Genomic DNA, 26,047 nt, shown 5'->3' on the forward strand with positions numbered 1-26,047 from the left:
TTATCTTTCCTTTGTTAGACTCAAAATCAGATTGTATTAATTTGAGACTGAGCGCAGATGAAAAAACTTACCTTACCAAACGATTTTTTATGGGGCGGCGCGGTGGCGGCGCATCAGGTTGAAGGCGGCTGGAACAAAGGTGGCAAAGGCCCCAGCATTTGCGACGTCCTGACCGGTGGGGCACACGGCGTTCCGCGAGAAATTACTCAGGATGTCGTACCGGGTAAATACTATCCCAACCACGAAGCTGTCGATTTTTACGGTCATTATGAAGAAGACATTAAGCTGTTTGCCGAGATGGGCTTCAAATGCTTCCGTACGTCAATTGCCTGGACCCGCATCTTCCCGAAAGGGGACGAAACCCAGCCAAATGAAGAAGGCTTAAAATTCTACGACGACATGTTTGATGAACTGCTGAAGTACAACATTGAACCGGTCATCACCCTTTCCCACTTCGAAATGCCACTGCATTTGGTTCAACAGTACGGTAGCTGGACCAATCGTAAAGTCGTCGATTTCTTTGTCCGTTTTGCTGAAGTCGTTTTTGAGCGCTACAAGCACAAGGTCAAATACTGGATGACCTTCAATGAAATCAACAACCAGCGTAACTGGCGCGCGCCGCTGTTTGGTTATTGCTGCTCCGGCGTGGTGTATACCGAGTATAAAAACCCGGAAGAGACCATGTACCAGGTGCTGCACCACCAGTTCGTGGCCAGCGCTCTGGCAGTAAAAGCCGCACGTCGCATCAACCCGGAAATGAAAGTCGGCTGCATGCTGGCGATGGTCCCGCTGTACCCGTTCTCCTGTAAGCCTGAAGATGTGATGTTCGCGCAGGAATCGATGCGTGAGCGTTACGTTTTCACCGATGTTCAACTGCGCGGTTACTACCCGTCTTATGTGCTAAACGAATGGGAACGCCGTGAATTTAACATCAGGATGGAAGACGGCGACGAGCAAATCCTGCGCGAAGGCACCTGTGACTATCTCGGTTTCAGCTACTACATGACCAACGCCGTTAAAGCGGAAGGTGGCAGCGGTGATGCGATTTCCGGCTTTGAGGGTAGCGTACCGAACCCGCACGTCAAAGCATCCGACTGGGGCTGGCAGATTGACCCCGTCGGTCTGCGCTATGCCTTATGTGAGCTGTATGAACGCTACCAGAAGCCGCTGTTTATCGTTGAAAACGGGTTTGGCGCTTATGACAAAGTAGAAGAAGACGGCAGCATCAACGACGACTATCGCATCGACTATCTGCGCGCTCACGTCGAAGAAATGATGAAAGCAGTAACGTATGATGGCGTAGACCTGATGGGCTACACGCCGTGGGGCTGCATCGACTGCGTGTCATTCACCACCGGCCAGTACAGCAAACGGTATGGCTTTATCTATGTGAATAAACACGACGACGGCACCGGCGATATGTCGCGTTCGCGCAAGAAGAGTTTTGAGTGGTATAAAACGGTGATTGCCAGCAACGGCGAGAATTTGTGATTTTTTGCCGGATGGCGCTGCGCCATCCGGCAATCAAGTCCCTACTTCCCGCCCGCCAGTTCCAGAAAACTGCCCGTTACGTAAGATGCCTTCTCGCTCAGTAGCCAGGTAATCGCCTGCGCGACTTCTTCCGGCTGCCCGCCACGCTGCATAGGCAACATAGATTTCACGCGATCGACCCTTCCCGGCTCGCCGCCTGACGCATGCATTTCAGTGTAGATAAGACCCGGTCGCACACCGTTCACGCGGATGCCCTGCGCCGCAACCTCCAGCGCCAGACCGGTGGTAAGCGTGTCCACCGCGCCTTTCGAGGCCGCGTAATCAACATACTCGAAAGGGGCGCCAAGCCGTGAGGCCGCTGAAGAGACATTCACAATCGCCCCGCCCTGACCACCATGCTTAAACGACATTCGCTTTACCGCTTCCCGACAGCACAGAAAATAGCCGGTAACATTGGTCGCCATGACGCGATTAATGCGTTCAGCGGTTAAGTTTTCGACCGAGCTTTGCTCAAACAAGATCCCGACATTATTCACCAGGGCAGTCAGCGGCTCGCCTTCACGGTCAATAGACTCAAACATTGCTACAACCTGGCTTTCATCGCTGATATCCGCCCGTAAAGCAAACGCCTTCCCGCCAGCAGCGGCGATGCTGTTCACCACCTCCGTTGCCGCACGAATATTGTGATGAAAGTTCACCGCGACCATGTAGCCCTCTTGCGCCAGTTGCAATGCGGTTGCTCGGCCAATGCCACGACTGCCGCCCGTCACCAATGCTATAGCCATAACGTTTCTCCCAAAAAATAAAGGCGCCGAAGCGCCTTTAAAAGATAGTCGAATCAGCAGATTACTGATATTCGCTCATCGGTACGCAGGAGCAGAACAGGTTACGGTCACCGTAAACGTCATCAAGGCGTTTCACGGTTGGCCAGTATTTGTTCGCCACACCCACCGGGAAGACGGCGATTTCGCGGCTATAACCGTGATTCCACTCCGCTACCAGCTCGTTTTGCGTGTGCGGTGAGTTAACCAGTGGGTTATCTTCCAGTGACCATTCACCGGCTTTCACGCGATCGATCTCAGCGCGGATTGCCAGCATCGCATTGATAAAGCGATCCAGTTCCACTTTGCTTTCAGATTCTGTCGGTTCAACCATCAGGGTACCCGCGACCGGGAATGACATAGTCGGTGCATGGAAACCGTAATCGATTAGGCGCTTGGCAATATCCAGTTCGCTGATGCCGGTCTCTTCTTTCAGTGGGCGAATGTCGAGAATACATTCATGCGCCACGCGACCATCGCGACCGGTATACAGTACCGGATAAGCATCTTTCAGACGGCTGGCAATGTAGTTAGCGTTAAGGATCGCCACCTGGCTTGCCTGCTTCAGACCTTCTGCGCCCATCATACGGATGTACATCCAACTGATTGGCAGAATGGATGCGCTACCGAACGGCGCCGCAGAAACTGCGCCCTGACGGGTCAGCATTCCTTCAATCTGCACTACGCTGTGGCCCGGTACAAACGGCGCCAGATGCGATTTAACGCCGATCGGTCCCATACCTGGGCCGCCGCCGCCGTGCGGAATGCAGAATGTTTTATGCAGGTTGAGGTGCGAGACATCTGCGCCAATAAAGCCCGGCGTGGTGATCCCAACCTGAGCGTTCATGTTCGCGCCATCAAGGTAAACCTGGCCGCCGAACTGGTGCACAACGTCGCACACTTCACGGATCGTTTCTTCATAAACGCCGTGGGTGGATGGGTAGGTCACCATGATGCAAGAAAGGTTGTCGGCATGTTGTTCTGCTTTTGCTCGCAGATCGTCCAGGTCGATGTTGCCGTTCTTATCACAGGCGACAACCATGACCTGCATACCCGCCATCTGTGCAGATGCCGGGTTAGTACCGTGGGCAGAGGCCGGGATCAGGCAGATATCGCGATGACCTTCGTTACGGCTTTCGTGATAATGACGAATCGCCAGCAGACCCGCATACTCGCCCTGCGCGCCGGAGTTCGGCTGCATGCAGACGGCATCATAACCGGTCAGTTTTACCAGCCACTCGGAAAGCTGGCCGATCATCTGGTGATAACCTTCAGCCTGCTCTGGCGGGCAGAACGGATGCAGCTCAGCGAATTCAGGCCAGGTGATAGGGATCATCTCGGCAGCGGCGTTGAGTTTCATGGTGCAGGAACCCAGCGGGATCATTGCCTGATTCAGCGCCAGATCTTTACGCTCCAGTGAGTGCATGTAGCGCATCATCTCGGTTTCGCTGTGGTAGCGGTTGAACACCGGATGGCTGAGGATCGCATCGTCACGCAGCATGCTTTCCTGAATAGAACGGCTGTCGAGCGCCACGTCTTTATCCAGCGTATCGATGTTCAGAGCGTGACTGTCACCCAGCAGAACATTGAACAACTGCACCACGTTTTCACGGGTGGTGGTTTCATCGAGCGTAATACCTACCGCGTTATGGATATCGCTACGCAGGTTGATTTCTGCCGCTTCGGCACGCGCCAGCACCGCCGCTTTGTCGGCCACTTCAACACACAGAGTGTCGAAGTAGTGCGCGTGACGCAGCTTCAGCCCTTTCTGTTGCAGACCGGCTGCCAGGATATCAGTCAGGCGGTGGATGCGATTAGCAATGCGTTTCAGGCCAACCGGACCATGATAAACAGCATACAGACTGGCGATGTTGGCCAGCAGGACCTGCGAGGTACAAATGTTGGAGTTCGCTTTCTCGCGGCGGATATGCTGCTCACGAGTCTGCATCGCCATGCGCAGTGCGGTATTGCCCGCCGCATCTTTGGAGACGCCGATAATACGGCCTGGCATGGAGCGTTTGAATTCGTCTTTAGCGGCGAAGAATGCCGCGTGTGGACCACCGTAACCCATCGGTACGCCGAAGCGTTGTGCAGAGCCGAAAACGATATCCGCACCCTGTTTGCCCGGTGCAGTCAACAGTACCAACGCCATAAAGTCGGCAGCGACGCTGACCACAACTTTACGGGATTTCAGCTCAGCAATCAGTGCGCTGTAGTCGTGCACTTCACCGGTGGTGCCAACCTGTTGCAGCAGCACGCCAAACACATCCTGGTGATCCAGCGCTTTCGCCGCGTCATCAACTATGACGTCAAAGCCAAAGGTTTCTGCACGGGTGCGTACAACGTCCAGCGTTTGTGGATGAACATCAGCCGCCACAAAGAAACGGTTGGCATTTTTCAGTTTACTGACGCGTTTGGCCATCGCCATGGCTTCAGCCGCCGCAGTGGCTTCATCCAGCAGAGAGGCGGAGGCCATATCCAGACCGGTCAGATCCAGCGTCACCTGCTGGAAGTTCAGCAGTGCTTCCAGACGTCCCTGAGAGACTTCCGGCTGATACGGCGTGTATGCGGTGTACCAACCTGGGTTTTCCAGCATGTTACGCAGGATAACCGGTGGCAACTGCACGGCGGTGTAGCCCATGCCAATGTAGGACGTGAAGCGCTTGTTACGCCCGGCGATGGCTTTTAATTCAGCCAGCGCAGCGTATTCGGTCGCCGCCTCGCCAACCTGCGGCGGGGTTGCGAGCTGAATGTCTTTCGGCACAATCTGGCCGATCAGCGCGTTTAACGACTCGGCGCCAACCGCATTCAGCATCTCTTGCTGCTGCGCTGCGTCCGGTCCGATGTGGCGTTCAATGAAAGCGCCGCTGTTTTCAAGCTGGCTTAACGTCTGTGTCATGGGCGATGGTTCCTGAAACGTGCAGTGAATCGTAGGTGTCTCTACTTACCTGAATACGCAAAATAATTCGCGTTGCAGGACGGCGGCGACGCAGCACATCCCCAGGAGCTTACATAAGTAAGTGACTGGGGTAAGCGAGGAAGCCAACACACCTGCAACGTGAAGGATGAAGCGTATTTACTCGTCTTCTAACAATGCTTCATATGCGGTCGCATCCAGCAGCGATTCAATTTCGCTTTCATCGCTGGCTTTGATTTTGAAAATCCAGCCACCCGCATATGGCTCGCTGTTGACCAGTTCCGGGGAGTCGCTGAGCGCGTCGTTAACCGCCACAATCTCACCACCTACTGGCGCATAGATATCGGATGCCGCTTTTACGGACTCCGCAACGGCACAATCATCGCCCGCGCTGACGGTTGAGCCAACTTCGGGCAGGTCAACGAAAACCATGTCACCTAACAGCTCCTGAGCGTGTTCGGTGATACCAACGGTGTAAGAACCGTCAGCTTCTTTGCGCAGCCATTCATGTTCTTTGCTGTATTTCAGTTCTGCAGGTACGTTGCTCATCAATCAATCTCCAAAAAAGGATGAATTACGCGACGGCTTTGCCGTTACGCACAAAAACAGGTTTAGTCACTTTTACCGGCATTTCGCGGTTACGAATTTGCACAATCGCCGTGTCGCCGATACCCGCAGGGACACGAGCCAGCGCGATGCTGTAACCCAGGGTTGGGGAGAATGTCCCGCTGGTGATAATGCCTTCCTGCTGGTTGCCGGAAGCATCGGTGAAACGCACCGGCAGCTCATTACGCAGCACACCTTTCTCGGTCATCACCAGCCCAACCAGCTGTTCGTGGCCTTTTTCACGCTGCATTTCCAGCGCATCCCGACCGATAAAGTCGCGATCGACCGGTTCCCACGCGATGGTCCAGCCCATGTTGGCCGCCAGCGGAGAAATGCCTTCGTCCATCTCCTGACCGTACAGGTTCATACCAGCTTCTAAACGCAGCGTATCACGCGCGCCCAGACCGCAAGGCTGAACACCGGCTTCGACCAGCGCACGCCAGAAATCCGCGGCCTTTTCATTCGGCATGGCAATTTCATATCCCGCTTCGCCGGTATAACCAGTGGTTGCGATAAACAAGTCACCCGCCTGAACGCCGAAGAAAGGTTTCATACCTTCAACTGCATGGCGTTGCTCGTCAGTAAACAGGGTGGCTGCTTTTGCCTGCGCGTTTGGTCCCTGTACCGCGATCAGCGACAGGTCGTCACGAACGGTGATGTCGATAGCGTATGGTTCAGCGTGTTGGGTAATCCAGGAGAGGTCTTTTTCGCGGGTGGCGGAGTTTACAACGAGGCGGAAGAAGTCTTCAGTGAAGTAGTAGACAATCAGGTCATCTATCACGCCGCCCGACGCGTTGAGCATACCGGAGTAGAGGGCTTTGCCTGTCTTCGTTAGCTTCGCGACGTCGTTTGCCAGCAGATAACGCAAGAACTCCCGGGTGCGGCTACCGCGCAGGTCGACGATGGTCATATGCGACACATCAAACATTCCGGCATCGGTGCGAACAGCATGGTGTTCATCGAGCTGAGAACCGTAATGCAGTGGCATCATCCAGCCATGGAAATCGACCATGCGCGCGCCACATAGCGTGTGTTGTTCGTACAAAGGAGTCTGTTGAGCCATCTTTTCCTCGTTGAATAAGCGGGGCTACCAACTCTTTCGCGGTGAAATTTTCGCCACGAAACCCAGCACCGCAGCCGCTCCAGGGGCTACGACGCAAACGTTCTCTTTGTCCTGAACTTACCACCGAAACAGACGCTAAACCATAAGTCAAAATTAACCATCACATTAGCTTATGGCGAAAAACAGCTAGATCGACAACAGAATAAAACTCCATGTATATAGTAAGAAACCAGAATAACAAACAAAGATAAGCGCAAACTTACAGCACCAATCCACATTAAATGTGGAAAAAATGTCAAAAATGGCGTTATGAAAAAAACGTAATATTAAAAAAACTAATGCGAAAAAAGGCGTGGAATTAGATTATTTCAAATGAGAGAACCATCCCGGCGCGCAGGCCGGGAGAGGAAAGTGTGACGGGTTTCAAACTCTTAAGATTGTCCTTACGGACACTAGCGTAGCCACTCAGGAAGATCGTTCAGTCCCATCGCCTGGCGGATGAGTTGCGGTTTTACGCCTGGCAGGGTATCGGCCAGTTTCAGACCAATATCACGCAGCAGTTTTTTCGCCGGATTCTCGCCTGCAAACAGCTCACGGAAACCCTGCATCCCCGCCAACATCAGCGCTGCGCTGTGCTTACGGCTACGTTCATAACGGCGCAGATAGAGGTACTGACCAATATCTTTGCCCTGACGCTGTAGCCGCTTAAGCTCGTCGATCAGCTCTGCCGCATCCATGAAGCCAAGGTTTACCCCCTGACCCGCCAGCGGATGGATGGTATGCGCCGCATCACCCACCAGGGCCATACGATGGGCGGCAAACTGGCGGGCATAGCGTCCAGTCAGCGGAAACGTCTGGCGTTCGCTCTCAAGGCTGCACAGCCCCAGGCGATTATCAAAAGCGATATTCAGCGCCTGATTGAATTCGTCTACGCTTACCTGCTGCATACGTTCTGCTTCCTGCGGCGAGAGCGACCAGACGATAGAACACAGGTGTGGATCGCTGAGCGGCAGGAATGCCAGGATACCCTCACCATGAAACGCCTGACGCGCAACCGCACCGTGGGCTTCCTGCGTACGGATTGTCGCCACCAGCGCATGATGACGATAATCCCAGAAGGTGAGCGGAATATCCGCTTTGTTGCGCAGCCAGGAGTTAGCGCCATCGGCACCGACGACCAGGCGTGCCGTCAGCATTGCGCCATCTTTCAGGGTCAAAAATGCCTCGTTCTCACCCCAGGCCACCTGCTGTAATTCAGCGGGTGCCAGCAGCGTAATATCCGCTGAACGCTGCGCCTTTTGCCACAGCGCATAATGAATCTCTGAGTTTTCGACAATGTGCCCCAAATGGCTGTAGCCCATGCTCTGGTCATCAAACGCAATACGTCCAAAGCTGTCTTTGTCCCAGACTTCCATGCCGTGGTAGCAGCAAGCGCGACGGGCTACAATATCGGACCAGACGCCAAGACGGGTCAGCAGTTTTTCGCTGGCGGCATTAATGGCCGAAACACGAAGCTGAGGAGGAGCATCCGCCGCCAACGGCTGCGGGACATGTTGTTCCAACACCGCAACGCGCAACCCGCTGCCCTGCAAGCCGCAGGCAACCGCCAGTCCCACCATGCCGCCACCCACAATTGCTACATCAACACTTTGCACTGTTTATACCTCAAAACCTGTGATCCGTAGGCCTGATAAGCGCAGCGCCATCAGGCATTTTTGCGGAGACCCTTGCCGGATGGCGGCTTTGCCTTATCCGGCCTACAGGTCATATTTATCGCGCAACCCAACCGAGGGTTCGCTCCGCCAGCGCATCGCGCGCAGGGGTAAATAATTCCATCGCCATCAGCCCGACATTTCGTCCAACAACCAGCGGGGCCCAGCGATTGGCAAACAGATACACCAAATTATTAGTCACGCCAATCGTCGTTTCGCGATCGCGTTCGCGGCGATGCTGATAGCGTGCCAGCACCGCATAATCACCGACATCTTCCCCGCTGTTCTGCGCCTGGGTCAACGTTTCAGCCAGGCTCATCACATCACGCAGACCAAGGTTGAAACCTTGTCCGGCAATGGGGTGCAGCGTCTGGGCGGCGTTCCCTACCAGCACGGTTCGATGGGTAATCGCTTTTTGCGCCGAGGTTAACGAAAGCGGATAGGCGTTGCGTTTACCGGCCTGGGTAATACGTCCCAGTCGCCAGCCAAACGCGGTTTGCAGTTCACGGCAAAACCGTTCGTCGGACCAGGCCAGAATCTCATCGCGCCGTTCCAGCGGATGGCACCACACCAGCGAGCAGCGACCATCAGACATGGGCAGCATTGCCAGCGGGCCATATTGCGTGAAACGTTCAAACGCTCGACCGTCGTGCGGCACAGAGGTTGTGACGTTGGCAATTACCGCCAGTTGCTCATAGGGCTGTTGCTGCCAGTCAACGCCGCAGGCGGTAGCCAGTGCGGAGCGCGTACCGTCGGCGGCCACCAGCAGGCGGCCATCAATCATTTCGCCATTTTCCAGCGTAACTTCCACGCGCTCCTGCGTGCGTGACACGCTGGCTACGCGGTCGGGGCAGTGCAGCGTGACGCCCGGCGCTTTACGCAGTAGCGCAAACAGACGTAGCCCGACATCGTGCAGCTCTACAACTTGCCCCAGCGCAGGAATACGGTATTCCTGCGCATCCAGCGTTACAAATCCGGCATGGCCGCGATCGCTGACGTGAACGGTTTTGATCGCCGTTGCGCAATCGGCAATCGCCTGCCATATGCCAATTCGCGCCAGCTGTTGGCAGGTCCCTGCCGCCAGCGCGATCGCCCGGGCATCAAACCCCGGATGGCGATCAGAGTCAGGCGCGCTTGCTTCTATCAGATGAACTGGCAGCGTCCCATGGCTAAGCTCTGAAATGGCCAGCGCCAGCGTCGCGCCAACCATACCACCACCAACGATAATCACGCTCATTGCAGTCGCGCCGCAGCCATCAGGGCTTCAATGTCATCCGCTTTCTTCACCACGCTGGCGGTCAGGTTTTCATTGCCGTCTTCCGTGATAAGGATGTCATCTTCAATACGAATGCCGATACCACGATAGGCAGCCGGTACGTCGGCGTCCGGCGCGATATACAGTCCCGGTTCAACGGTAAGCACCATTCCCGGCTCGAGAATACGCGAGCGGTCCTGACCATAAACGCCGACGTCGTGTACATCCAGACCCAGCCAGTGACTAAGCCCGTGCATGAAGAAAGGTCGGTGTGCATTTTCGGTAATCAGTTGATCGACCTCGCCGTGCAGAATGCCAAGCCTCACCAGGCCGGTAATCATGATACGCACCACTTCGCTGGTGACTTCCTGGATGGATGTCCCGGGACGATACAGGCGCAGGCTGGTCTCTAAGGATTCCAGTACGATGTCGTAGATTTCACGCTGTGCAGGGGTAAATTTGCCATTTACCGGAAAGGTACGCGTAATGTCGCCCGCATAGCCTTTGTATTCACACCCGGCGTCAATCAGCACCAGATCGCCATCGCGCATTTCACTTTCATTTTCGGTGTAATGCAGGATACAGCCGTTTTCGCCGCTGCCGACAATCGTGTTATAGGACGGATAACGCGCACCATGGCGGGTAAACTCGTGGTGAATCTCCCCTTCTAACTGGTATTCAAACATTCCCGGACGGCATTTTTCCATCGCCCGGGTATGCGCCAGCGCGGTGATCTCTCCGGCACGGCGCATGAGCGCAATTTCTTCCGCTGATTTGAACAGGCGCATTTCATGCACCATTGGACGCCAGTCGATGATCGCGGCAGGCGCGCGCAAATTTTGCCTGGAACCTTTACGCAGTTTATCCAGCGCCGTGCACACAATCTCGTCAGCCCAGGCATATTCGCCCTGTGCGTGATACACCGCGTCCAGGCCATTGAGCAACAGGTGCAGCTGTTGGTTAATTTCGCTGAAGGCCAGCGCCCGGTCAACGCCGAGTTTTGCCGGTGCGGCATCCTGACCAAGACGACGGCCAAACCAGATCTCCGCCGTCAGATCGCGAACCCGATTGAACAAAACGCTATGGTTATGAGTGTCATCGCTTTTAATCAGCACCAGCACGGCTTCAGGTTCGTTAAAACCGGTGAAGTACCAGAAATCACTGCTTTGGCGGTACGGGTATTCACTGTCCGCGCTGCGCGTCGCTTCAGGCGCGGCAAAAATCAGCGCGGCGCTGCCGGGCTGCATTTGTGCCAGTAAAGCCTGGCGGCGGCGCTGGAATTCTTGCTGAGATATTTCGCTCATCACACTCTCCTTGGCGTTTTGTTCTTAATGCAGAGTCGGTTTACGGACTTCAGGCGCAGTCGGCTGCTGACGCGTAAACGTGTCATGACACAGCAAGGCGGCTACACGCACGTATTCGATGATCTCTTCGAGCGACATTTCCAACTCTTCCTGATCTTCGTCTTCGTCATATCCCAACTGAGCGATATTACGCAGGTCGTCAATCGCTTCCCCGGTTTCGCCGGTCACTTTGTCGAGCTTCGGTTGTGTCACACCGAGGCCCAGCAAAAAGTGGTTTACCCAACCAGCCAGCGCATCGGCGCGATCGAACACGCTAACGTCATCGCCTTCAGGCAGATAAAGCTGAAAAAGGAAACCATCATCTTCCAGCGCATCGCTGGTGGCAGAGTGCATTTTCAGCAGCGCCTGAGCCAGCTCGTGACCGAAGGCCAGACCTTCGTTCGTCAGGTCGTGCAGCAGCGGCTGCCATGAGCTGTCGTTGTTGCCGCCACAAATCATTCCGCTGATTAAGCCGTGCATTTCGGCCGGGGTTAATCCAGCCCCTTGTTGGTTCAAAAACTGGCTAACGTCGTTGTAGCCAGGCATTTCGTTCTGTATAGACATAAGCATTCGTCATCAAAGGGAGGAATATTCATGGTATGCTACCACTTTGGACCCTGGTGAACCAGAAAAGGGCTTGTATCTTGATACCAGGGTAGCTATAGTGTCGCCCCTTCGCGGACCCAAGGTCTGGAGACGAAGGCAGCGCAGTCAATCAGCAGGAAGGTGGCATGTCTGCACAACCCGTCGATATCCAAATATTTGGCCGTTCACTGCGAGTGAATTGCCCGCCTGAACAAAGGGATGCGTTGAATCAGGCTGCGGACGATCTCAATCAGCGATTGCAAGATCTGAAAGTTCGCACTAGAGTCACAAATACTGAGCAGTTGGTTTTCATCGCCGCATTGAACATCAGCTATGAATTAACTCAGGAAAAAGCGAAGACGCGTGAGTACGCGGCGAGCATGGAACAACGTATTCGGATGCTACAACAGACCATCGAACAGGCGTTGCTTGATCAGGGTCGCATAACCGAAAAAACGGGCCAAAACTTTGAATAACACTTTTCGGTTTACTGTGGTAGAGTGACCGTGAAGACAAAATTTCTCTGAGATGTTTGCAAGCGGGCCAGTCCCCTGAGCCGATATTTCATACCACAAGAATGTGGCGCTCCATGGTTGGTGAGCATGCTCGGCCCGTCCGAGAAGCCTTAAAACTGTGACGACGCATTCACCTTGAACCAAGGGTTCAAGGGTTACAGCCTGCGGCGGCATCTCGGAGATTCCCTTCTACCTGGCAACAGCCATGACACTACTTTCTGAACTCCCTTTATCCCGGCAAGAAATTCGTCAACTGATTCGTCAGCGTCGACGTGCGCTTACCTCTGAGCAGCAGCATCAGTACGGTCAGCAGGCCGCGACCCGAATGCTCAGTTTTCCTCCAGTTGTACTCGCGCATACCGTGGCGGTGTTTCTCTCGTTCGATGGCGAACTCGATACCCAGCCGCTTATCGAACAGCTGTGGCGAGCGGGCAAGCGCGTCTATCTTCCGGTGCTTCATCCCTTCAGCCCCGGTAATTTACTGTTCCTGCACTATCATCCGCACAGCGACCTGGTGACCAATCGCTTAAAGATCCAGGAACCACGACTTGATGTACGTGACGTATTGCCGCTGTCAAAGCTGGATGTACTGATTACACCGTTAGTGGCGTTTGATGAATACGGGCAACGCCTGGGCATGGGCGGCGGATTTTACGACCGTACGCTACAAAACTGGCAGCAACATAAGATCCAGCCTGTGGGCTACGCGCATGACTGCCAGTTAGTCGAGAAGTTGCCGGTTGAAGAGTGGGATATCCCGCTGCCTGCGGTGGTGACGCCATCAAAAATTTGGCAATGGTAGCCGTTTTTTAGCGATTGACAGCGTCGTTTTTTTGACCTAAATTCCTCGGTGAAGGGTGAGGGAGGCTAACCTCCCTCCTGCGTACTCTCTGTTAATATGCTGGGTAAGCGATGATTAACAGGATCAGCAGCATGATGACGTATCTCATCATCGTCCCTTTCCTTTTTAAAGCCCCTGCTCCGGTAGGGGCTTTCCCGTTTCAGCACTATGCTGAGCCCCTATCGTAAATTCCTTTTACTGCTGTACAACACGCAACGCTGCCTTTAGTTGCCAATTGCGGCAAGGCTCGAAAACAGAATGTATGCGTTACAGGAAGAGATTTGAGGCAGGAAAATCAGAGGAAAGATGGGCAGGTCAATTGCCTGCCCATGTAAAGGAAATCAGTACAGCAGACGGGCGCGAATGGTTCCCGGAAGGGCTTTCATCGCCAGCAGCGCTTTCTCCGCCACATCTTCATCCGCTTCAATATCAATAACCACGTAACCTACCTGTGCGGAAGTCTGCAGATACTGCGCGGCAATGTTGACGCCCTGCTCGGCAAAAATCTGGTTCAGCGCCGTCAGTACGCCTGGACGGTTTTCGTGAATGTGCATCAGACGACGACCACCGTGCAGCGGCAGCGACACTTCCGGGAAGTTAACTGCAGACAGCGTAGAACCGTTGTCGGAATACTTGGTCAGTTTACCCGCCACTTCAAGGCCGATGTTTTCCTGCGCTTCCAGCGTGGAACCACCAATATGCGGCGTCAGGATCACGTTATCAAAATCACACAGCGGCGAGGTGAAAGGATCGCTGTTAGAAGCTGGCTCCGTTGGGAAGACGTCGATGGCCGCTCCCGCCAGATGTTTCGTTGCCAGCGCATCACACAGCGCAGGAATATCGACAACCGTACCGCGTGCGGCGTTGATCAGCAGTGCACCTGGTTTCATCAGCGCAATCTCATGCGCACCCATCAGATTTTTGGTGGAGGCATTTTCCGGCACGTGGAGGCTAACCACATCGCTCATATTCAGCAGGTCGGAAAGATGCTGTACCTGCGTGGCGTTGCCCAGCGGTAGTTTATTTTCAATATCATAGAAGTAGACGTGCATCCCCAGCGATTCCGCCAGAATGCCTAGCTGAGTACCAATGTGACCGTAGCCGATGATCCCCAGTTTTTTGCCACGCGCTTCAAACGAGCCGGTAGCCAGTTTATTCCACACGCCGCGGTGCGCTTTGGCGTTCGCTTCGGGTACACCGCGTAGCAGTAGCAGTAGTTCGCCAATCACCAGTTCGGCAACAGAACGCGTGTTAGAGAATGGCGCGTTAAACACAGGGATCCCGCGCTTTGCCGCAGCAGACAGATCAACCTGATTGGTGCCGATACAGAAGCAGCCAATCGCGACCAGTTTCTCTGCGGCGTCAATCACATCTTCAGTCAGATGGGTACGGGATCGCAGGCCAATGAAGTGGGCATCACGGATGGACTCTTTCAGTTGTTCAGTGTCCAGAGCGCCTTTGTGAAACTCGATGTTGGTATAACCTGCTGCACGAAGGCTTTCGAGTGCTTTTTGATGCACGCCTTCTACCAGCAGAAATTTAATCTTCTCTTTCTCCAGTGATACCTTTGCCATTTCCCCGACCCTGTCTTTTTTTGTTCAAACTGATGTGTTGTGTGTGGGATTTTCATCCGCCTCTTCAACATATCAAAAAATAATATTGCGGCAATATGAACGTTTGCGTCGCCGTGCTGAGGAAATGTCATTCAGCGGGAATTGTCAGAGGAATATACTGGCGATAACTTTTTCTTTGGAGGGATCGGCAGGACAATATTATAAACGTGACACAAGTCACCAAATTTGCCCTGCCAAAATTTTTTTAACGGGAGAAGACGCTCCCATCAGATCATTTTACGATAGTTTTCACGCCGTCCGGTGTGCCAATCAGCGCCACATCCGCACCACGGTTGGCGAACAGACCTACGGTTACTACGCCCGGAATCGCATTGATGGCGTTTTCCAGCGCCACGGCGTCAAGGATCTCCAGACCGTGCACATCGAGGATCACGTTACCGTTGTCCGTCACCACGCCCTGACGGTATTCAGGACGGCCGCCCAACTTCACCAGTTGACGCGCGACTGCGCTGCGCGCCATTGGGATCACTTCCACCGGCAGCGGGAAGTTACCAAGAATATCGACTTCTTTGGACGCGTCCGCGATGCAGATAAATTTCTTCGCCACCGAAGCAATGATTTTTTCACGGGTCAACGCTGCACCGCCGCCCTTGATCATCTGCATGTGGCCGTTGATTTCATCCGCGCCGTCAACGTATACGCCAAGGCTGTCCACCTCGTTAAGATCGAACACGTGGATGCCAAGGCTTTTGAGTTTTTCGGTTGAAGCGTCCGAACTGGATACCGCACCTTCAATCTGACCTTTCATTGTGCCCAGCGCATCAATAAAGTGTGCGGCTGTTGAACCGGTACCTACGCCCACAATGGTGCCGGGCTGTACATACTGAAGTGCCGCCCATCCTACTGCTTTTTTCAGTTCATCCTGCGTCATGATCGTTTCGCCTGTGGTGTGAATATGGTGGGAAAATTCACGCGCATTATAGAACATTGTGCAGAAAAATGTTCCCACACCCGCTCGCAAGCGGCGGATTTCGTCTTTACCCAACCTAAATTTGTGTCATAGTGCAGAACAAGCAAAAATTTCAGGAGTGCGTCAAAGCAATGAAACGTCCGGACTACAGAACACTACAAGCACTGGATGCGGTTATTCGTGAACGAGGATTTGAGCGCGCGGCGCAAAAGCTGTGCATCACGCAATCCGCGGTTTCACAGCGCATAAAACAGCTTGAGAATATGTTCGGACAACCGCTGCTGGTGCGTACCGTCCCCCCGCGCCCTACCGAACAAGGACAAAAGCTTCTGGCACTTCTGCGCCAGGTTGAACTGCTGGAAGACGAGTGGCTGGGTGATGAACAAACCGGCTCGACGCCGCTGCTGCTTTCTCTGGCGGTGAACGCCGACAGCCTGGCAACCTGGTTACTTCCGGCGCTGGCCCCGGTACTGGCTAATTCGCCGATTCGCCTGAATCTGCAGGTTGAAGATGAAACCCGCACCCAGGAACGTCTGCGTCGTGGTGAAGTGGTCGGTGCGGTGAGTATCCAACATCAGGCGCTGCCAAGCTGTCTGGTGGATAAACTCGGCGCGCTGGACTACCTGTTTGTTGGCTCGAAACCTTTCGCCGAACGTTATTTCCCTAACGGCGTCACCCGCTCCGCCCTGCTGAAAGCCCCGGCGGTAGCGTTTGACCATCTTGATGATATGCACCAGGCGTTCCTGCAACAAAACTTCGACCTGCCGCCGGGCAGCGTGCCGTGCCACATCGTTAACTCGTCTGAAGCCTTCGTCCAGTTGGCCCGTCAGGGCACCACCTGCTGCATGATCCCGCACTTACAGATTGAGAAAGAGCTGGAAAGCGGCGAGCTGATCGACTTAACGCCAGGTCTGTTCCAGCGTCGGATGCTGTACTGGCACCGTTTTGCACCGGAAAGCCGCATGATGCGCAACGTTACCGACGCGCTGCTGGAATACGGGCACAAGGTGTTGCGTCAGGATTAAACCGTTTATTGCTCCAGAGTGCCGGATGGCGGCGTAACGCCTTATCCGGCCTACAAGCCTTTACCCTCTTTTCATGCTATTCCCGCCACGTCTTTGAAATACATCACAAAATAAAACACGCCACGCGGCAAAAAACGACGTCCTGTTGGCTATTTTTTGCTGGCGACAAGCCAAATGAAAAAGCACACCGTATTCGCAAAGATTCAACTTATTGCGTAATACGGAGCAAAAAATGGCAAACGTGCAGGAGTGGCAAACACTCGCCAACAAAGAACTCAGTCGACGGGAAAAAACCGTTGAGTCGCTGGAAAGACAGACGGCGGAAGGGATTGCCATCAAACCGCTGTACACCGAAGCGGACCTCGATAATCTGGAAGTCACGGGCACCCTCCCCGGTCTGCCGCCTTACGTGCGTGGCCCGCGCGCCACCATGTATACCGCGCAGCCGTGGACCATTCGCCAGTACGCCGGTTTCTCTACCGCCAAAGAGTCCAACGCCTTTTACCGCCGCAATCTCGCCGCCGGGCAAAAAGGGCTTTCCGTCGCCTTTGACCTTGCCACCCATCGCGGCTATGACTCTGACAACCCGCGCGTGGCAGGTGACGTCGGCAAAGCGGGCGTGGCGATCGATACTGTCGAAGATATGAAGGTGCTGTTCGACCAGATTCCGCTGGATAAGATGTCGGTATCAATGACCATGAACGGCGCGGTGCTGCCGGTACTGGCGTTTTATATCGTCGCTGCAGAAGAACAAGGCGTAACGCCGGAGCAACTCACCGGAACCATTCAGAACGATATTCTGAAAGAGTACCTGTGCCGCAACACCTACATTTACCCGCCAAAACCTTCAATGCGTATCATCGCCGACATCATCGCCTGGTGTTCCGGCAACATGCCGCGCTTTAACACCATCAGCATCAGCGGTTATCACATGGGGGAAGCCGGGGCGAACTGCGTCCAGCAGGTGGCGTTTACGCTGGCTGACGGCATTGAGTACATCAAAGCCGCGCTGTCTGCCGGGCTGAAAATTGATGACTTCGCGCCGCGCCTGTCATTCTTCTTCGGCATCGGCATGGATCTGTTTATGAACGTCGCCATGCTGCGCGCGGCTCGCTATTTGTGGAGTGAAGCAGTCAGCGGTTTTGGCGCAAACAACCCGAAATCTCTCGCTCTGCGTACCCATTGCCAGACCTCCGGCTGGAGTCTGACCGAGCAGGATCCTTACAACAACGTGATCCGCACGACCATTGAAGCGCTCGGCGCTACGCTTGGCGGTACCCAGTCTCTGCATACCAACGCCTTTGATGAGGCGCTCGGGCTACCCACCGATTTCTCGGCCCGCATCGCGCGTAATACACAGATCATCATTCAGGAAGAGTCAGAGATCTGCCGCACCGTCGATCCGCTGGCCGGATCGTATTACGTCGAATCGCTCACCGATCAAATTGTGAAGCAGGCGCGCACGATCATCAAACAAATTGATGAGGCAGGCGGCATGGCGAAAGCGATCGAAGCCGGGCTCCCTAAACGGATGATCGAAGAAGCTTCCGCGCGCGAGCAGTCGCTGATCGACCAGGGTAAACGCGTTATCGTCGGCGTGAACAAATACAAGCTGGATAAAGAAGACGAAACGTCGGTACTGGAAATCGACAACGTGAAGGTACGCAACGAGCAAATTGCCTCGTTGCAGCATATCCGCGCCACCCGCGACAATGATGCCGTTAACGCCGCGTTATCCGTGCTGACCCACGCCGCACAGCATAATGAAAACCTGTTGGCCGCCGCCGTTAACGCCGCCCGCGTTCGCGCCACGCTTGGTGAGATCTCCGACGCGCTGGAAAGCGCTTTTGACCGCTATCTGGTTCCCAGCCAGTGCGTCACCGGCGTGATTGCGCAAAGCTATCACCAGTCCGAAAAATCCGCCGATGAGTTCGACGCCATCGTTGCGCAAACCGAACAGTTCCTCGCGGAAAATGGTCGCCGACCGCGCATTCTGATCGCCAAGATGGGTCAGGATGGCCACGATCGCGGCGCGAAAGTGATCGCCAGCGCCTACTCCGATCTCGGCTTCGATGTTGACCTCAGTCCGATGTTCTCCACACCAGAAGAGATCGCCCGTCTGGCGGTAGAAAACGATGTGCATGTAATAGGCGCATCGTCACTGGCGGCGGGTCATAAAACGCTGATCCCGGAACTGGTTACCGCGCTCAAAAAATGGGGGCGTGAAGATATCTGCGTGGTAGCAGGAGGCGTTATTCCGCCACAGGATTACGCTTTCCTGCACGAGCATGGCGTGGCCGCCATTTATGGCCCCGGCACGCCAATGCTCGACAGCGTTCGCGACGTATTAACCCGTATCAGTCAGCATCATGATTAACGCCGCCACGCTTGAGGATACCGTCCGTCGTTTGCGACTTGGCGAACGGGCTACGCTCGCCCAGGCGATGACGCTGGTCGAAAGCAATCACCCGCGCCACCAGCCGCTGAGTACGCAGTTGCTGGACGCAATTATGCCGTTCACCGGTAACGCCCTGCGTTTGGGGATAACCGGTACGCCGGGCGCGGGCAAAAGCACCTTTCTGGAAGCATTCGGCATGCTGTTAATCCGTCACGGATTACGGGTGGCGGTGATCGCCGTCGATCCCAGCAGTCCGGTCAGCGGCGGCAGCATTCTTGGCGATAAAACCCGCATGACGGAGCTGTCTCGCGCCGAGTCTGCGTTTATTCGCCCGGTCCCTTCCAGCGGTCATTTAGGCGGAGCCAGCCAGCGCGCCCGCGAATTAATGCTGCTTTGCGAAGCGGCTGGCTTTGACGTGGTGATTGTGGAAACCGTCGGCGTTGGGCAGTCAGAAACCGAAGTCGCAGGCATGGTGGATTGCTTTATCTCACTGCAAATCGCCGGCGGTGGTGATGATTTGCAGGGCATCAAGAAAGGTCTGATGGAAATGGCGGATCTGGTCGTCATCAACAAGGACGACGGCGAGAACCATGCCAGCGTGGCCATCGCCCGCCATATGTACGAATCCGCCCTACATATTCTGCGCCGCAAATATGACGAGTGGCAGCCGCAGGTTCTGACCTGTAGCGCGCTGGAAAAACGCGGTATTGAGGAGGTCTGGCAGGCGATAACCGACTTTAAAACGTGCCTTACCGCCAGTGGTCGACTGGAAAAAGTCCGCCAGCAGCAGGCGGTGGACTGGTTACACCAGCAGGCTGAAGAAGAAGCCCTGCATCTGCTGTTTGCGCGGACTGATTTCGACCGCTATTTCCAGCAGACGCTACAGGCCGTCAAAAATAACGATCTGTCGCCGCGCACCGGTCTGCGGCACATCAGCGAATTTATCCAGCATCATTACTTTCACTAAAGAGAACATTATGTCTTATCAATACGTCAACGTGGTCATCATCCAGAAAGTCGCGGTTATTGAGTTCAATTACGCCCGCAAGCTCAATGCCCTGAGTAAAGTGTTTATTGACGATCTGATGCAGGCGCTGAGCGATCTCAATCGTGCGGACATTCGCTGCATCATTCTGCGCGCCCCGAGCGGGGCCAAAGTGTTTTCTGCCGGGCATGATATTCATGAACTCCCGACCGGACGTCGCGATCCGCTCTCCTATGACGATCCGCTGCGTCAGATAACCCGCATGATCCAAAAATATCCAAAACCGGTGATCTCCATGGTTGAGGGAAGCGTCTGGGGCGGCGCGTTTGAAATGATCATGAGTTCTGATCTCATCATCGCCGCTGAAACCTCTACCTTCTCGATGACGCCGGTCAACCTCGGCGTGCCGTATAACCTGGTCGGCATCCACAACCTGACCCGCGATGCTGGGTTCCATATCGTTAAAGAGCTGATTTTTACCGCTTCGCCGATTACCGCTCAGCGTGCGATGGCCGTCGGGATCCTCAACCATGTGGTTCCTGTAGACGAACTGGAAGATTTCACCCTGCAAATGGCACACCACATCTCGGAGAAAGCGCCGCTGGCGATCGCCGTCATTAAAGAAGAGCTGCGCGTGCTGGGTGAAGCACACACCATGAACTCAGACGAATTCGAGCGCATTCAGGGCATGCGCCGCGCGGTGTACGACAGCGAGGATTATCAGGAAGGGATGAACGCATTTATGGAAAAACGTAAACCTAATTTTGTCGGCCATTAATCACGTCTGAGGAAGGAGACGGCCATGAAACGGATGAGCGCCGAACAGGCGGCAGAAATTATCCAGCACGATGATATGGTGGCGTTTAGCGGCTTTACCCCCGCGGGTTCGCCAAAAGCGTTACCCACCACAATTGCCCAACGCGCCTGCGAACAGCATCAGAACGGACAGACTTTTCAGATCCGCCTGCTGACCGGAGCATCAATTGGCGCCGCCGCTGATGATGTACTATCCGCGGCGGATGCCGTTTCCTGGCGTGCGCCTTATCAAACGTCATCGGGCCTGCGCGACAAAATTAATCAGGGCCAGGTGAGGTTTGTCGATCTCCATTTGAGCGAAGTGGCGCAGATGGTTAATTATGGCTTTTTTGGCGAGATCGACATTGCCGTTATTGAAGCCTCCGCTATTGCGCCTGACGGCCGGATTTGGCTGTCCAGCGGTATCGGTAATGCCCCCACCTGGCTGCTGCGGGCGAAAAAAGTGATCATTGAATTGAATCATTACCATAATCCGCGCGTGGCAGAGTTTGCCGATATCGTGATACCCGGCGCGCCGCCGCGGCGTAACAGCGTACCCATTTTTCATACCATGGATCGCGTTGGCAGTCAGTGCGTACAGATAGACCCCAAAAAGGTGGTTGCGGTGGTGGATACCGAACTGCCCGATGCAGGAAATGCATCGGATAAAACCAATCCAGTCAGCCAACAAATTGCCGATAACGTGGTCTCTTTCCTGCTGGCAGAAATGGCGCACAAACGCATTCCTGCTGAGTTTCTGCCCTTACAAAGCGGCGTGGGTAATATCAACAACGCGGTAATGGCGCGACTGGGCGAGAACCCGGATATCCCGCCCTTTATGATGTATTCGGAGGTGTTGCAGGAGTCGGTGGTGCATCTGCTGGAAACGGGCAAGATAACCGGTGCCAGCGCCTCCAGCCTGACCATTTCAGCCCCGTCGCTACAGAAGATTTACGACAACATGGACTTCTTCGCCAGCCGGATTGTGCTGCGCCCGCAGGAGATTTCCAATAACCCGGAAATCATTCGTCGGCTGGGCGTCATTGCGCTCAACGTTGGTCTGGAGTTTGATATCTACGGTCATGCCAATTCCACGCACGTTGCGGGGGTGAACCTGATGAATGGCATCGGCGGCAGCGGGGATTTCGAGCGCAACGCCTACCTGTCTATCTTTATGGCGCCGTCGATTGCCAAAGGCGGGAAAATCTCAACCATCGTACCGATGTGCAGCCATGTCGACCACAGCGAACATAGCGTTAAAGTGATCGTGACCGAACAAGGGATTGCCGATCTGCGTGGGCTATCTCCGATGCAGCGGGCGCACACGATTATCAATAACTGTGCGCATCCGCTTTACAGAGATTATTTGCACCGCTATCTGGAAAAAGCGCCCGGCGGGCATATCCATCACGATCTCAGCCATGCGTTCGATCTGCATCGCAACCTGCTCGAAACAGGCTCGATGCTAGGTTAGTTTGCCGTACCGTCACGATCTTCAGCAATATGCTGGAGCATGGTGGCGGTATAGCGATGATTTTTCAGCGAATAGAGAAACTCCTGCATATACATTGGACTGCCGGGCGCGTCGAAATATTTCAGCGTCGACGGGTTCACCAGCCGCCAGGCGAAGTGAGGGATCACCGTCAAAAACTGCCCGCGCTCCACCGCGCTAATCTTGGCCATAAAGCTGTACGGACGATAGATTATCGTCGGGTTGATCCCGCAGGGTCGCATGTAGGCATCCAGCATCGCCTCAAAGTTGGCGCGATTCTGGAAGCGCATTTGCAGCCAGGGCAGCTCGCGCAGCAGATCCTGCGGCTGTTTTTCTTCATAGCGCCGGGAAACGAGAAACCCCAGGCGCAGCGGAGGCAGTTCGCTGATCGCCAGGTTTTCCAGCTCCTGCACGCGGGGGGAAACGTGCTGTGGCGAGATAATAAAATCCAGTTTGCGATCGAACAGGTTATCAATCACCCCATTCTCGCTGAATTCAACGGCCTGAGCCGTCACACCGTCATACTTGTCACCAAGGCTAATCAACTGGTCAAAAATAATCGTTGGGTAGGTATTGTCGATGCCGATAACGATTTCCCGCGAGCGGCGAGAGGCGTTATGGATTTCGTTATCAATGGCAGAGAGGCGCTGATAAACGGGAAACAGCTTCTGATACAACTCCTGTCCTGCTTTATTCAGGCTGATGTTGTTATCTTTGCGGGTAAACAGCGTATAGCCGATTTGATCTTCCAGTGCGGCAATGCTTTTACCGAAGGGCGATGCGGTCATATGTATTTTTTCTGCCGCTCTGGCGATGTTATTGGTTTGCGCCAGCAGAATGAAATTACGCATCTTTTTCGAGATAAAAATATCCATAGCGTCCCCTTAAAAATCGCTATGGCCTATCCTCATTACGGCGAAAAAAAAGACCGGATGTGAAGTCTCATTTTTACAGTTGCTCACAGAAAAAACCCGGCTGGAAAGCCGGGTCTGCAACAATTACTGAGTTTTGGCAGGCGTTGCGGCTGGTTGCCCCGCCGTCGGCTCAATCTGGAAGACGACATCAACCTGATCGTCAAACTGAATAACCGGCTGTTCGTAGGTTTCCTGAGCAGAGGTAGCAGGTGCCGCATCTGCTTTCATCATCCGTACCATCGGGCTCGGCTGATAATTGGAAACGTGGTAGCGCACGCTGTACACCGGGCCAAGTTTGCTATTGAAGCCCGCAGCCAGCTGTTCAGCCTGATGAATGGCATCATCAATTGCCGCTTTACGCGCTTTATCTTTGTAAGCATCCGGTTGAGCAACGCCCAGTGATACCGAACGGATCTCATTCAGACCCGCCTTCAGCGCGCCATCGAGCAGCGCGTTGAGTTTGTCCAGCTGACGCAGCGTGACTTCAACGGTGCGCACCGCACGATACCCTTTGAGGATACTTTTACCGTTCTGGTAGTCGTAGTCCGGCTGGGTACGCAGGTTTGCAGCGTTAATATCCTTCTTCGCTATCTGGTTTTGTTCAAGGAAGGACAGATATTGCGCCACGCGCTCATCGGCCTGCTTCTTAGCTGAGGCCGCATCCTTGGCAGCAACGTTCACTTCAATTGCCAGCGTGGCGATGTCTGGTGTCGCATCCACGCTTGCTGTTCCGGAAGTCACGATGTGCGGTCCATTTGGCAACTCATTTGCCTGTACCGATAGTGCGCTGAATCCGACTAATGCCGCCAGGGCCATTATTTTGAACTTCACGGTCGTTCCTCCATGTTTCATTAATTACCCCGAAACTCAGGGCACATGCAGGCAAGCTTAGCCGATCTCGCTGCGTTGTCCATCAGACAACACTTAGTTGAACAACGCATGAACGTGCGCAACACCTTCTTTTGCCAGCTGAAAAGCGATAAACCACATCACTAATCCTACCAGCGTATTGATGATGCGCTGCGCTTTAGCAGTACGCAGACGCGGAGCCAGCCAGGCCGCCAGCAATGCCAGACCAAAAAACCACAGGAACGAAGCGCTGACGGTTCCCAGCGCAAACCAGCGCTTAGGCTCAACGTCCAGTTGGCCCCCCAGACTCCCCAGCACCACAAAGGTATCCAGATAAACATGTGGGTTTAGCCAGGTTACCGCCAGCATGGTGGCTATGATTTTCCAACGCCCCTGCTTCATTACCTCGGCGCTGGCCAGTTCCAGATTACTGCTCATCGCCGTTTTTAACGCGCCAAAACCGTACCAGAGCAGAAACGCCACTCCGCCCCAGGTGACCAGCGCCATCAACCACGGCGACTGCATCAGCAAAGCGCTACCGCCAAAGATACCGGCGCAGATCAGCACTAAATCGCTGATAGCACAGAGTAAAGCAATCATGATGTGATACTGGCGGCGAATTCCCTGGTTCATCACGAAGGCATTTTGTGGACCAAGCGGAAGTATCATGGCCGCACCAAGTGCAAGCCCTTGAAAGTAATACGATAACACGTTAATCATCCCGAACTGTTTCTCTTAGGAGCAGACTATAGCGCGGGAAAATCATTAGCGGAAATTGATAATTTTAATCGCAGATTAGGGAAATTAATGGAAAGAAAGTTTTATCGGCCCGGAAAGCAAAAGCGCCTCCGGGCGCGTAATTACTCTGCCGTACTCTCTTTCACACGCTTGAAGTTCACATCCATCTGCGGATACGGGAAGCTGATACCATTGGCATCGAACTCGCGCTTAATGCGTTCCAGCACATCCCAGTAGACGCTTTGCAGATCGCTGCTGTTGCTCCAGACGCGTACGACGAAATTAATTGAGGAAGCCCCCAGCTCATTCAGGCGCACAGTCATTTCACGGTCTTTAAGAATGCGATCTTCCGACTGAATGATATCGGTGAGGATTTTTTTCACCAGATCGATATCGGAGTCGTAAGCCACACCGATAATAAATTCGTTACGTCGAACCGGCTCACGAGAGAAGTTAATGATGTTCCCGGCAATAATTTTACCGTTTGGGATCACAACAATCTTACCGTCAACGGTGCGCATAGTGGTGGAGAAAATCTGCACATTGAGCACGGTTCCGGCCACGCCGCCGAGATCGACATACTCACCCGCACGGAACGGACGGAACATTACCAGCAGGACACCTGCGGCGAGGTTAGACAGCGAGCCTTGCAACGCCAGACCGACGGCTAAACCTGCGGCACCGAGAACGGCGATCACGGAGGCAGTTTGCACCCCAACGCGGCCCAGCGCGGCAATCAGCGTGAACGCGATAATACCGTAACGCACCAGTGCAGAGAGGAAGTCAGCAACTGTGGCATCAATTTTACGCGCCAGCATCAGGCGGTTAACGGTATTTGATACGATGCGCGCCACGATCATACCGATAATGACAATCGCGATGGCCGCAACGATGTTGACGGCATAGCTCAACAGCAGTTCCTGGTTACGCACCAGCCAGGTGCCCGCACCGTTTATGCTGTCGACAACATTCAAATCTTCCATTCACTATTCCTTTTTTGCTTACCCAAACGGGAGAAATAAAGCCGCCCTGACGGGACTGGCAACCTGACAAGGGTAAACAATAAACCTGGATTTTGCCAAACAGATCACAGAATTCTCTGCCAGCAGTACATTGACATAGCAATAAAAAAGGCCCGCATTTGCGGGCCTCATGTCA

Annotated in this window: 22 protein-coding genes and 1 other RNA gene; 9 read left to right on the forward strand and 14 right to left on the reverse strand. The window is 54.2% G+C overall.

What is annotated here, in order from left to right; all coding sequences use genetic code 11:
- Positions 1-57: 57 nt before the first annotated feature.
- On the forward strand, positions 58-1,491 hold the full coding sequence (gene bglA / locus FDX24_RS11745) for a 6-phospho-beta-glucosidase BglA (protein WP_137364344.1): 1,434 nt from the start codon (positions 58-60) through the stop codon (positions 1,489-1,491).
- Between the two features lie 41 nt (positions 1,492-1,532).
- On the opposite strand, the gene FDX24_RS11750 is transcribed toward bglA, so the two are convergent.
- The 8 genes from FDX24_RS11750 to FDX24_RS11785 form a co-directional block, all read right to left on the reverse strand.
- Complete coding sequence (locus FDX24_RS11750) at positions 1,533-2,276, reverse strand: SDR family oxidoreductase (protein ID WP_137364345.1); 744 nt, start codon at positions 2,274-2,276, stop codon at positions 1,533-1,535.
- 61 nt (positions 2,277-2,337) lie between these two features.
- The gene (gene gcvP / locus FDX24_RS11755) at positions 2,338-5,211 is read right to left on the reverse strand and encodes an aminomethyl-transferring glycine dehydrogenase (protein ID WP_137364346.1); all 2,874 of its coding nucleotides are present in this window, start codon (positions 5,209-5,211) and stop codon (positions 2,338-2,340) included.
- Between the two features lie 177 nt (positions 5,212-5,388).
- Positions 5,389-5,778, reverse strand: coding sequence for a glycine cleavage system protein GcvH (gcvH, locus tag FDX24_RS11760; protein WP_005123344.1), 390 nt, complete (start codon positions 5,776-5,778; stop codon positions 5,389-5,391).
- 25 nt (positions 5,779-5,803) lie between these two features.
- Positions 5,804-6,898, reverse strand: coding sequence for a glycine cleavage system aminomethyltransferase GcvT (gene gcvT, locus FDX24_RS11765; RefSeq protein ID WP_048213171.1), 1,095 nt, complete (start codon positions 6,896-6,898; stop codon positions 5,804-5,806).
- Between the two features lie 452 nt (positions 6,899-7,350).
- Positions 7,351-8,553, reverse strand: coding sequence for an FAD-dependent 2-octaprenylphenol hydroxylase (gene ubiI, locus FDX24_RS11770; protein ID WP_115642912.1), 1,203 nt, complete (start codon positions 8,551-8,553; stop codon positions 7,351-7,353).
- A 115-nt stretch (positions 8,554-8,668) separates the two neighbouring features.
- On the reverse strand, positions 8,669-9,847 hold the full coding sequence (gene ubiH / locus FDX24_RS11775) for a 2-octaprenyl-6-methoxyphenyl hydroxylase (RefSeq protein WP_115642911.1): 1,179 nt from the start codon (positions 9,845-9,847) through the stop codon (positions 8,669-8,671).
- Positions 9,844-11,169, reverse strand: coding sequence for a Xaa-Pro aminopeptidase (gene pepP, locus FDX24_RS11780; protein WP_137364347.1), 1,326 nt, complete (start codon positions 11,167-11,169; stop codon positions 9,844-9,846). Before pepP ends, ubiH begins: the two co-directional genes overlap by 4 nt.
- A gap of 24 nt (positions 11,170-11,193) precedes the next feature.
- On the reverse strand, positions 11,194-11,772 hold the full coding sequence (locus FDX24_RS11785) for a YecA family protein (RefSeq protein ID WP_086523442.1): 579 nt from the start codon (positions 11,770-11,772) through the stop codon (positions 11,194-11,196).
- A gap of 167 nt (positions 11,773-11,939) precedes the next feature.
- Here FDX24_RS11785 and zapA point away from each other — a divergent pair, with 167 nt between their 5' ends.
- The 3 genes from zapA to FDX24_RS11800 all read left to right on the forward strand — a co-directional run bounded on the left by zapA (position 11,940) and on the right by FDX24_RS11800 (position 13,110).
- The gene (zapA, locus tag FDX24_RS11790) at positions 11,940-12,269 is read left to right on the forward strand and encodes a cell division protein ZapA (protein WP_003026980.1); all 330 of its coding nucleotides are present in this window, start codon (positions 11,940-11,942) and stop codon (positions 12,267-12,269) included.
- A gap of 41 nt (positions 12,270-12,310) precedes the next feature.
- A non-coding RNA gene (ssrS, locus tag FDX24_RS11795) (6S RNA) lies at positions 12,311-12,494 on the forward strand.
- Positions 12,495-12,513: 19 nt separating this feature from the next.
- Positions 12,514-13,110 carry a 5-formyltetrahydrofolate cyclo-ligase gene (locus FDX24_RS11800; protein ID WP_115642909.1) on the forward strand — a complete coding sequence of 199 codons (597 nt, stop codon included), beginning with the start codon at positions 12,514-12,516 and terminating at the stop codon, positions 13,108-13,110.
- A 380-nt stretch (positions 13,111-13,490) separates the two neighbouring features.
- Here FDX24_RS11800 and serA read toward each other — a convergent pair whose 3' ends face one another.
- Positions 13,491-14,723, reverse strand: a complete 1,233-nt coding sequence (gene serA, locus FDX24_RS11805; RefSeq protein ID WP_115642908.1) for a phosphoglycerate dehydrogenase — start codon at positions 14,721-14,723, stop codon at positions 13,491-13,493.
- 271 nt (positions 14,724-14,994) lie between these two features.
- Positions 14,995-15,654, reverse strand: a complete 660-nt coding sequence (rpiA, locus tag FDX24_RS11810) for a ribose-5-phosphate isomerase RpiA (RefSeq protein WP_086523812.1) — start codon at positions 15,652-15,654, stop codon at positions 14,995-14,997.
- 170 nt (positions 15,655-15,824) lie between these two features.
- Between rpiA and argP the strand changes: the two genes are divergently transcribed.
- The 5 genes from argP to FDX24_RS11835 all read left to right on the forward strand — a co-directional run bounded on the left by argP (position 15,825) and on the right by FDX24_RS11835 (position 22,370).
- Positions 15,825-16,718, forward strand: coding sequence for a DNA-binding transcriptional regulator ArgP (argP, locus tag FDX24_RS11815; RefSeq protein ID WP_003026988.1), 894 nt, complete (start codon positions 15,825-15,827; stop codon positions 16,716-16,718).
- A gap of 232 nt (positions 16,719-16,950) precedes the next feature.
- Positions 16,951-19,095 carry a methylmalonyl-CoA mutase gene (gene scpA, locus FDX24_RS11820; RefSeq protein ID WP_115642907.1) on the forward strand — a complete coding sequence of 715 codons (2,145 nt, stop codon included), beginning with the start codon at positions 16,951-16,953 and terminating at the stop codon, positions 19,093-19,095.
- Positions 19,088-20,083 (forward strand): methylmalonyl Co-A mutase-associated GTPase MeaB, encoded by a 996-nt coding sequence (gene meaB / locus FDX24_RS11825; protein WP_137364348.1) that lies wholly within the window; start codon positions 19,088-19,090, stop codon positions 20,081-20,083. Before scpA ends, meaB begins: the two co-directional genes overlap by 8 nt.
- A gap of 10 nt (positions 20,084-20,093) precedes the next feature.
- Positions 20,094-20,879, forward strand: coding sequence for a methylmalonyl-CoA decarboxylase (gene scpB, locus FDX24_RS11830; RefSeq protein WP_003026994.1), 786 nt, complete (start codon positions 20,094-20,096; stop codon positions 20,877-20,879).
- Positions 20,880-20,903: 24 nt separating this feature from the next.
- A complete protein-coding gene (locus tag FDX24_RS11835; RefSeq protein ID WP_137364349.1) occupies positions 20,904-22,370 on the forward strand; it encodes an acetyl-CoA hydrolase/transferase family protein in 1,467 nt (488 codons plus the stop codon).
- Here FDX24_RS11835 and FDX24_RS11840 read toward each other — a convergent pair.
- The 4 genes from FDX24_RS11840 to FDX24_RS11855 all read right to left on the reverse strand — a co-directional run bounded on the left by FDX24_RS11840 (position 22,367) and on the right by FDX24_RS11855 (position 25,872).
- On the reverse strand, positions 22,367-23,263 hold the full coding sequence (locus FDX24_RS11840; protein ID WP_137364350.1) for a LysR family transcriptional regulator: 897 nt from the start codon (positions 23,261-23,263) through the stop codon (positions 22,367-22,369). The two genes, FDX24_RS11835 and FDX24_RS11840, sit on opposite strands and share 4 nt — an antisense overlap.
- A 123-nt stretch (positions 23,264-23,386) precedes the next feature.
- Positions 23,387-24,133, reverse strand: coding sequence for an oxidative stress defense protein (locus FDX24_RS11845; RefSeq protein WP_048213183.1), 747 nt, complete (start codon positions 24,131-24,133; stop codon positions 23,387-23,389).
- A gap of 93 nt (positions 24,134-24,226) precedes the next feature.
- Positions 24,227-24,862 carry an arginine exporter ArgO gene (argO, locus tag FDX24_RS11850; RefSeq protein WP_003027005.1) on the reverse strand — a complete coding sequence of 212 codons (636 nt, stop codon included), beginning with the start codon at positions 24,860-24,862 and terminating at the stop codon, positions 24,227-24,229.
- A gap of 149 nt (positions 24,863-25,011) precedes the next feature.
- Entirely contained in the window at positions 25,012-25,872 is an 861-nt protein-coding gene (locus tag FDX24_RS11855) for a small-conductance mechanosensitive channel MscS (protein WP_048213184.1), read from the reverse strand.
- Positions 25,873-26,047 lie beyond the last annotated feature (175 nt).

The organism is Citrobacter sp. wls716 (genome assembly GCF_005280975.1).
Lineage (GTDB): Bacteria > Pseudomonadota > Gammaproteobacteria > Enterobacterales > Enterobacteriaceae > Citrobacter > Citrobacter youngae.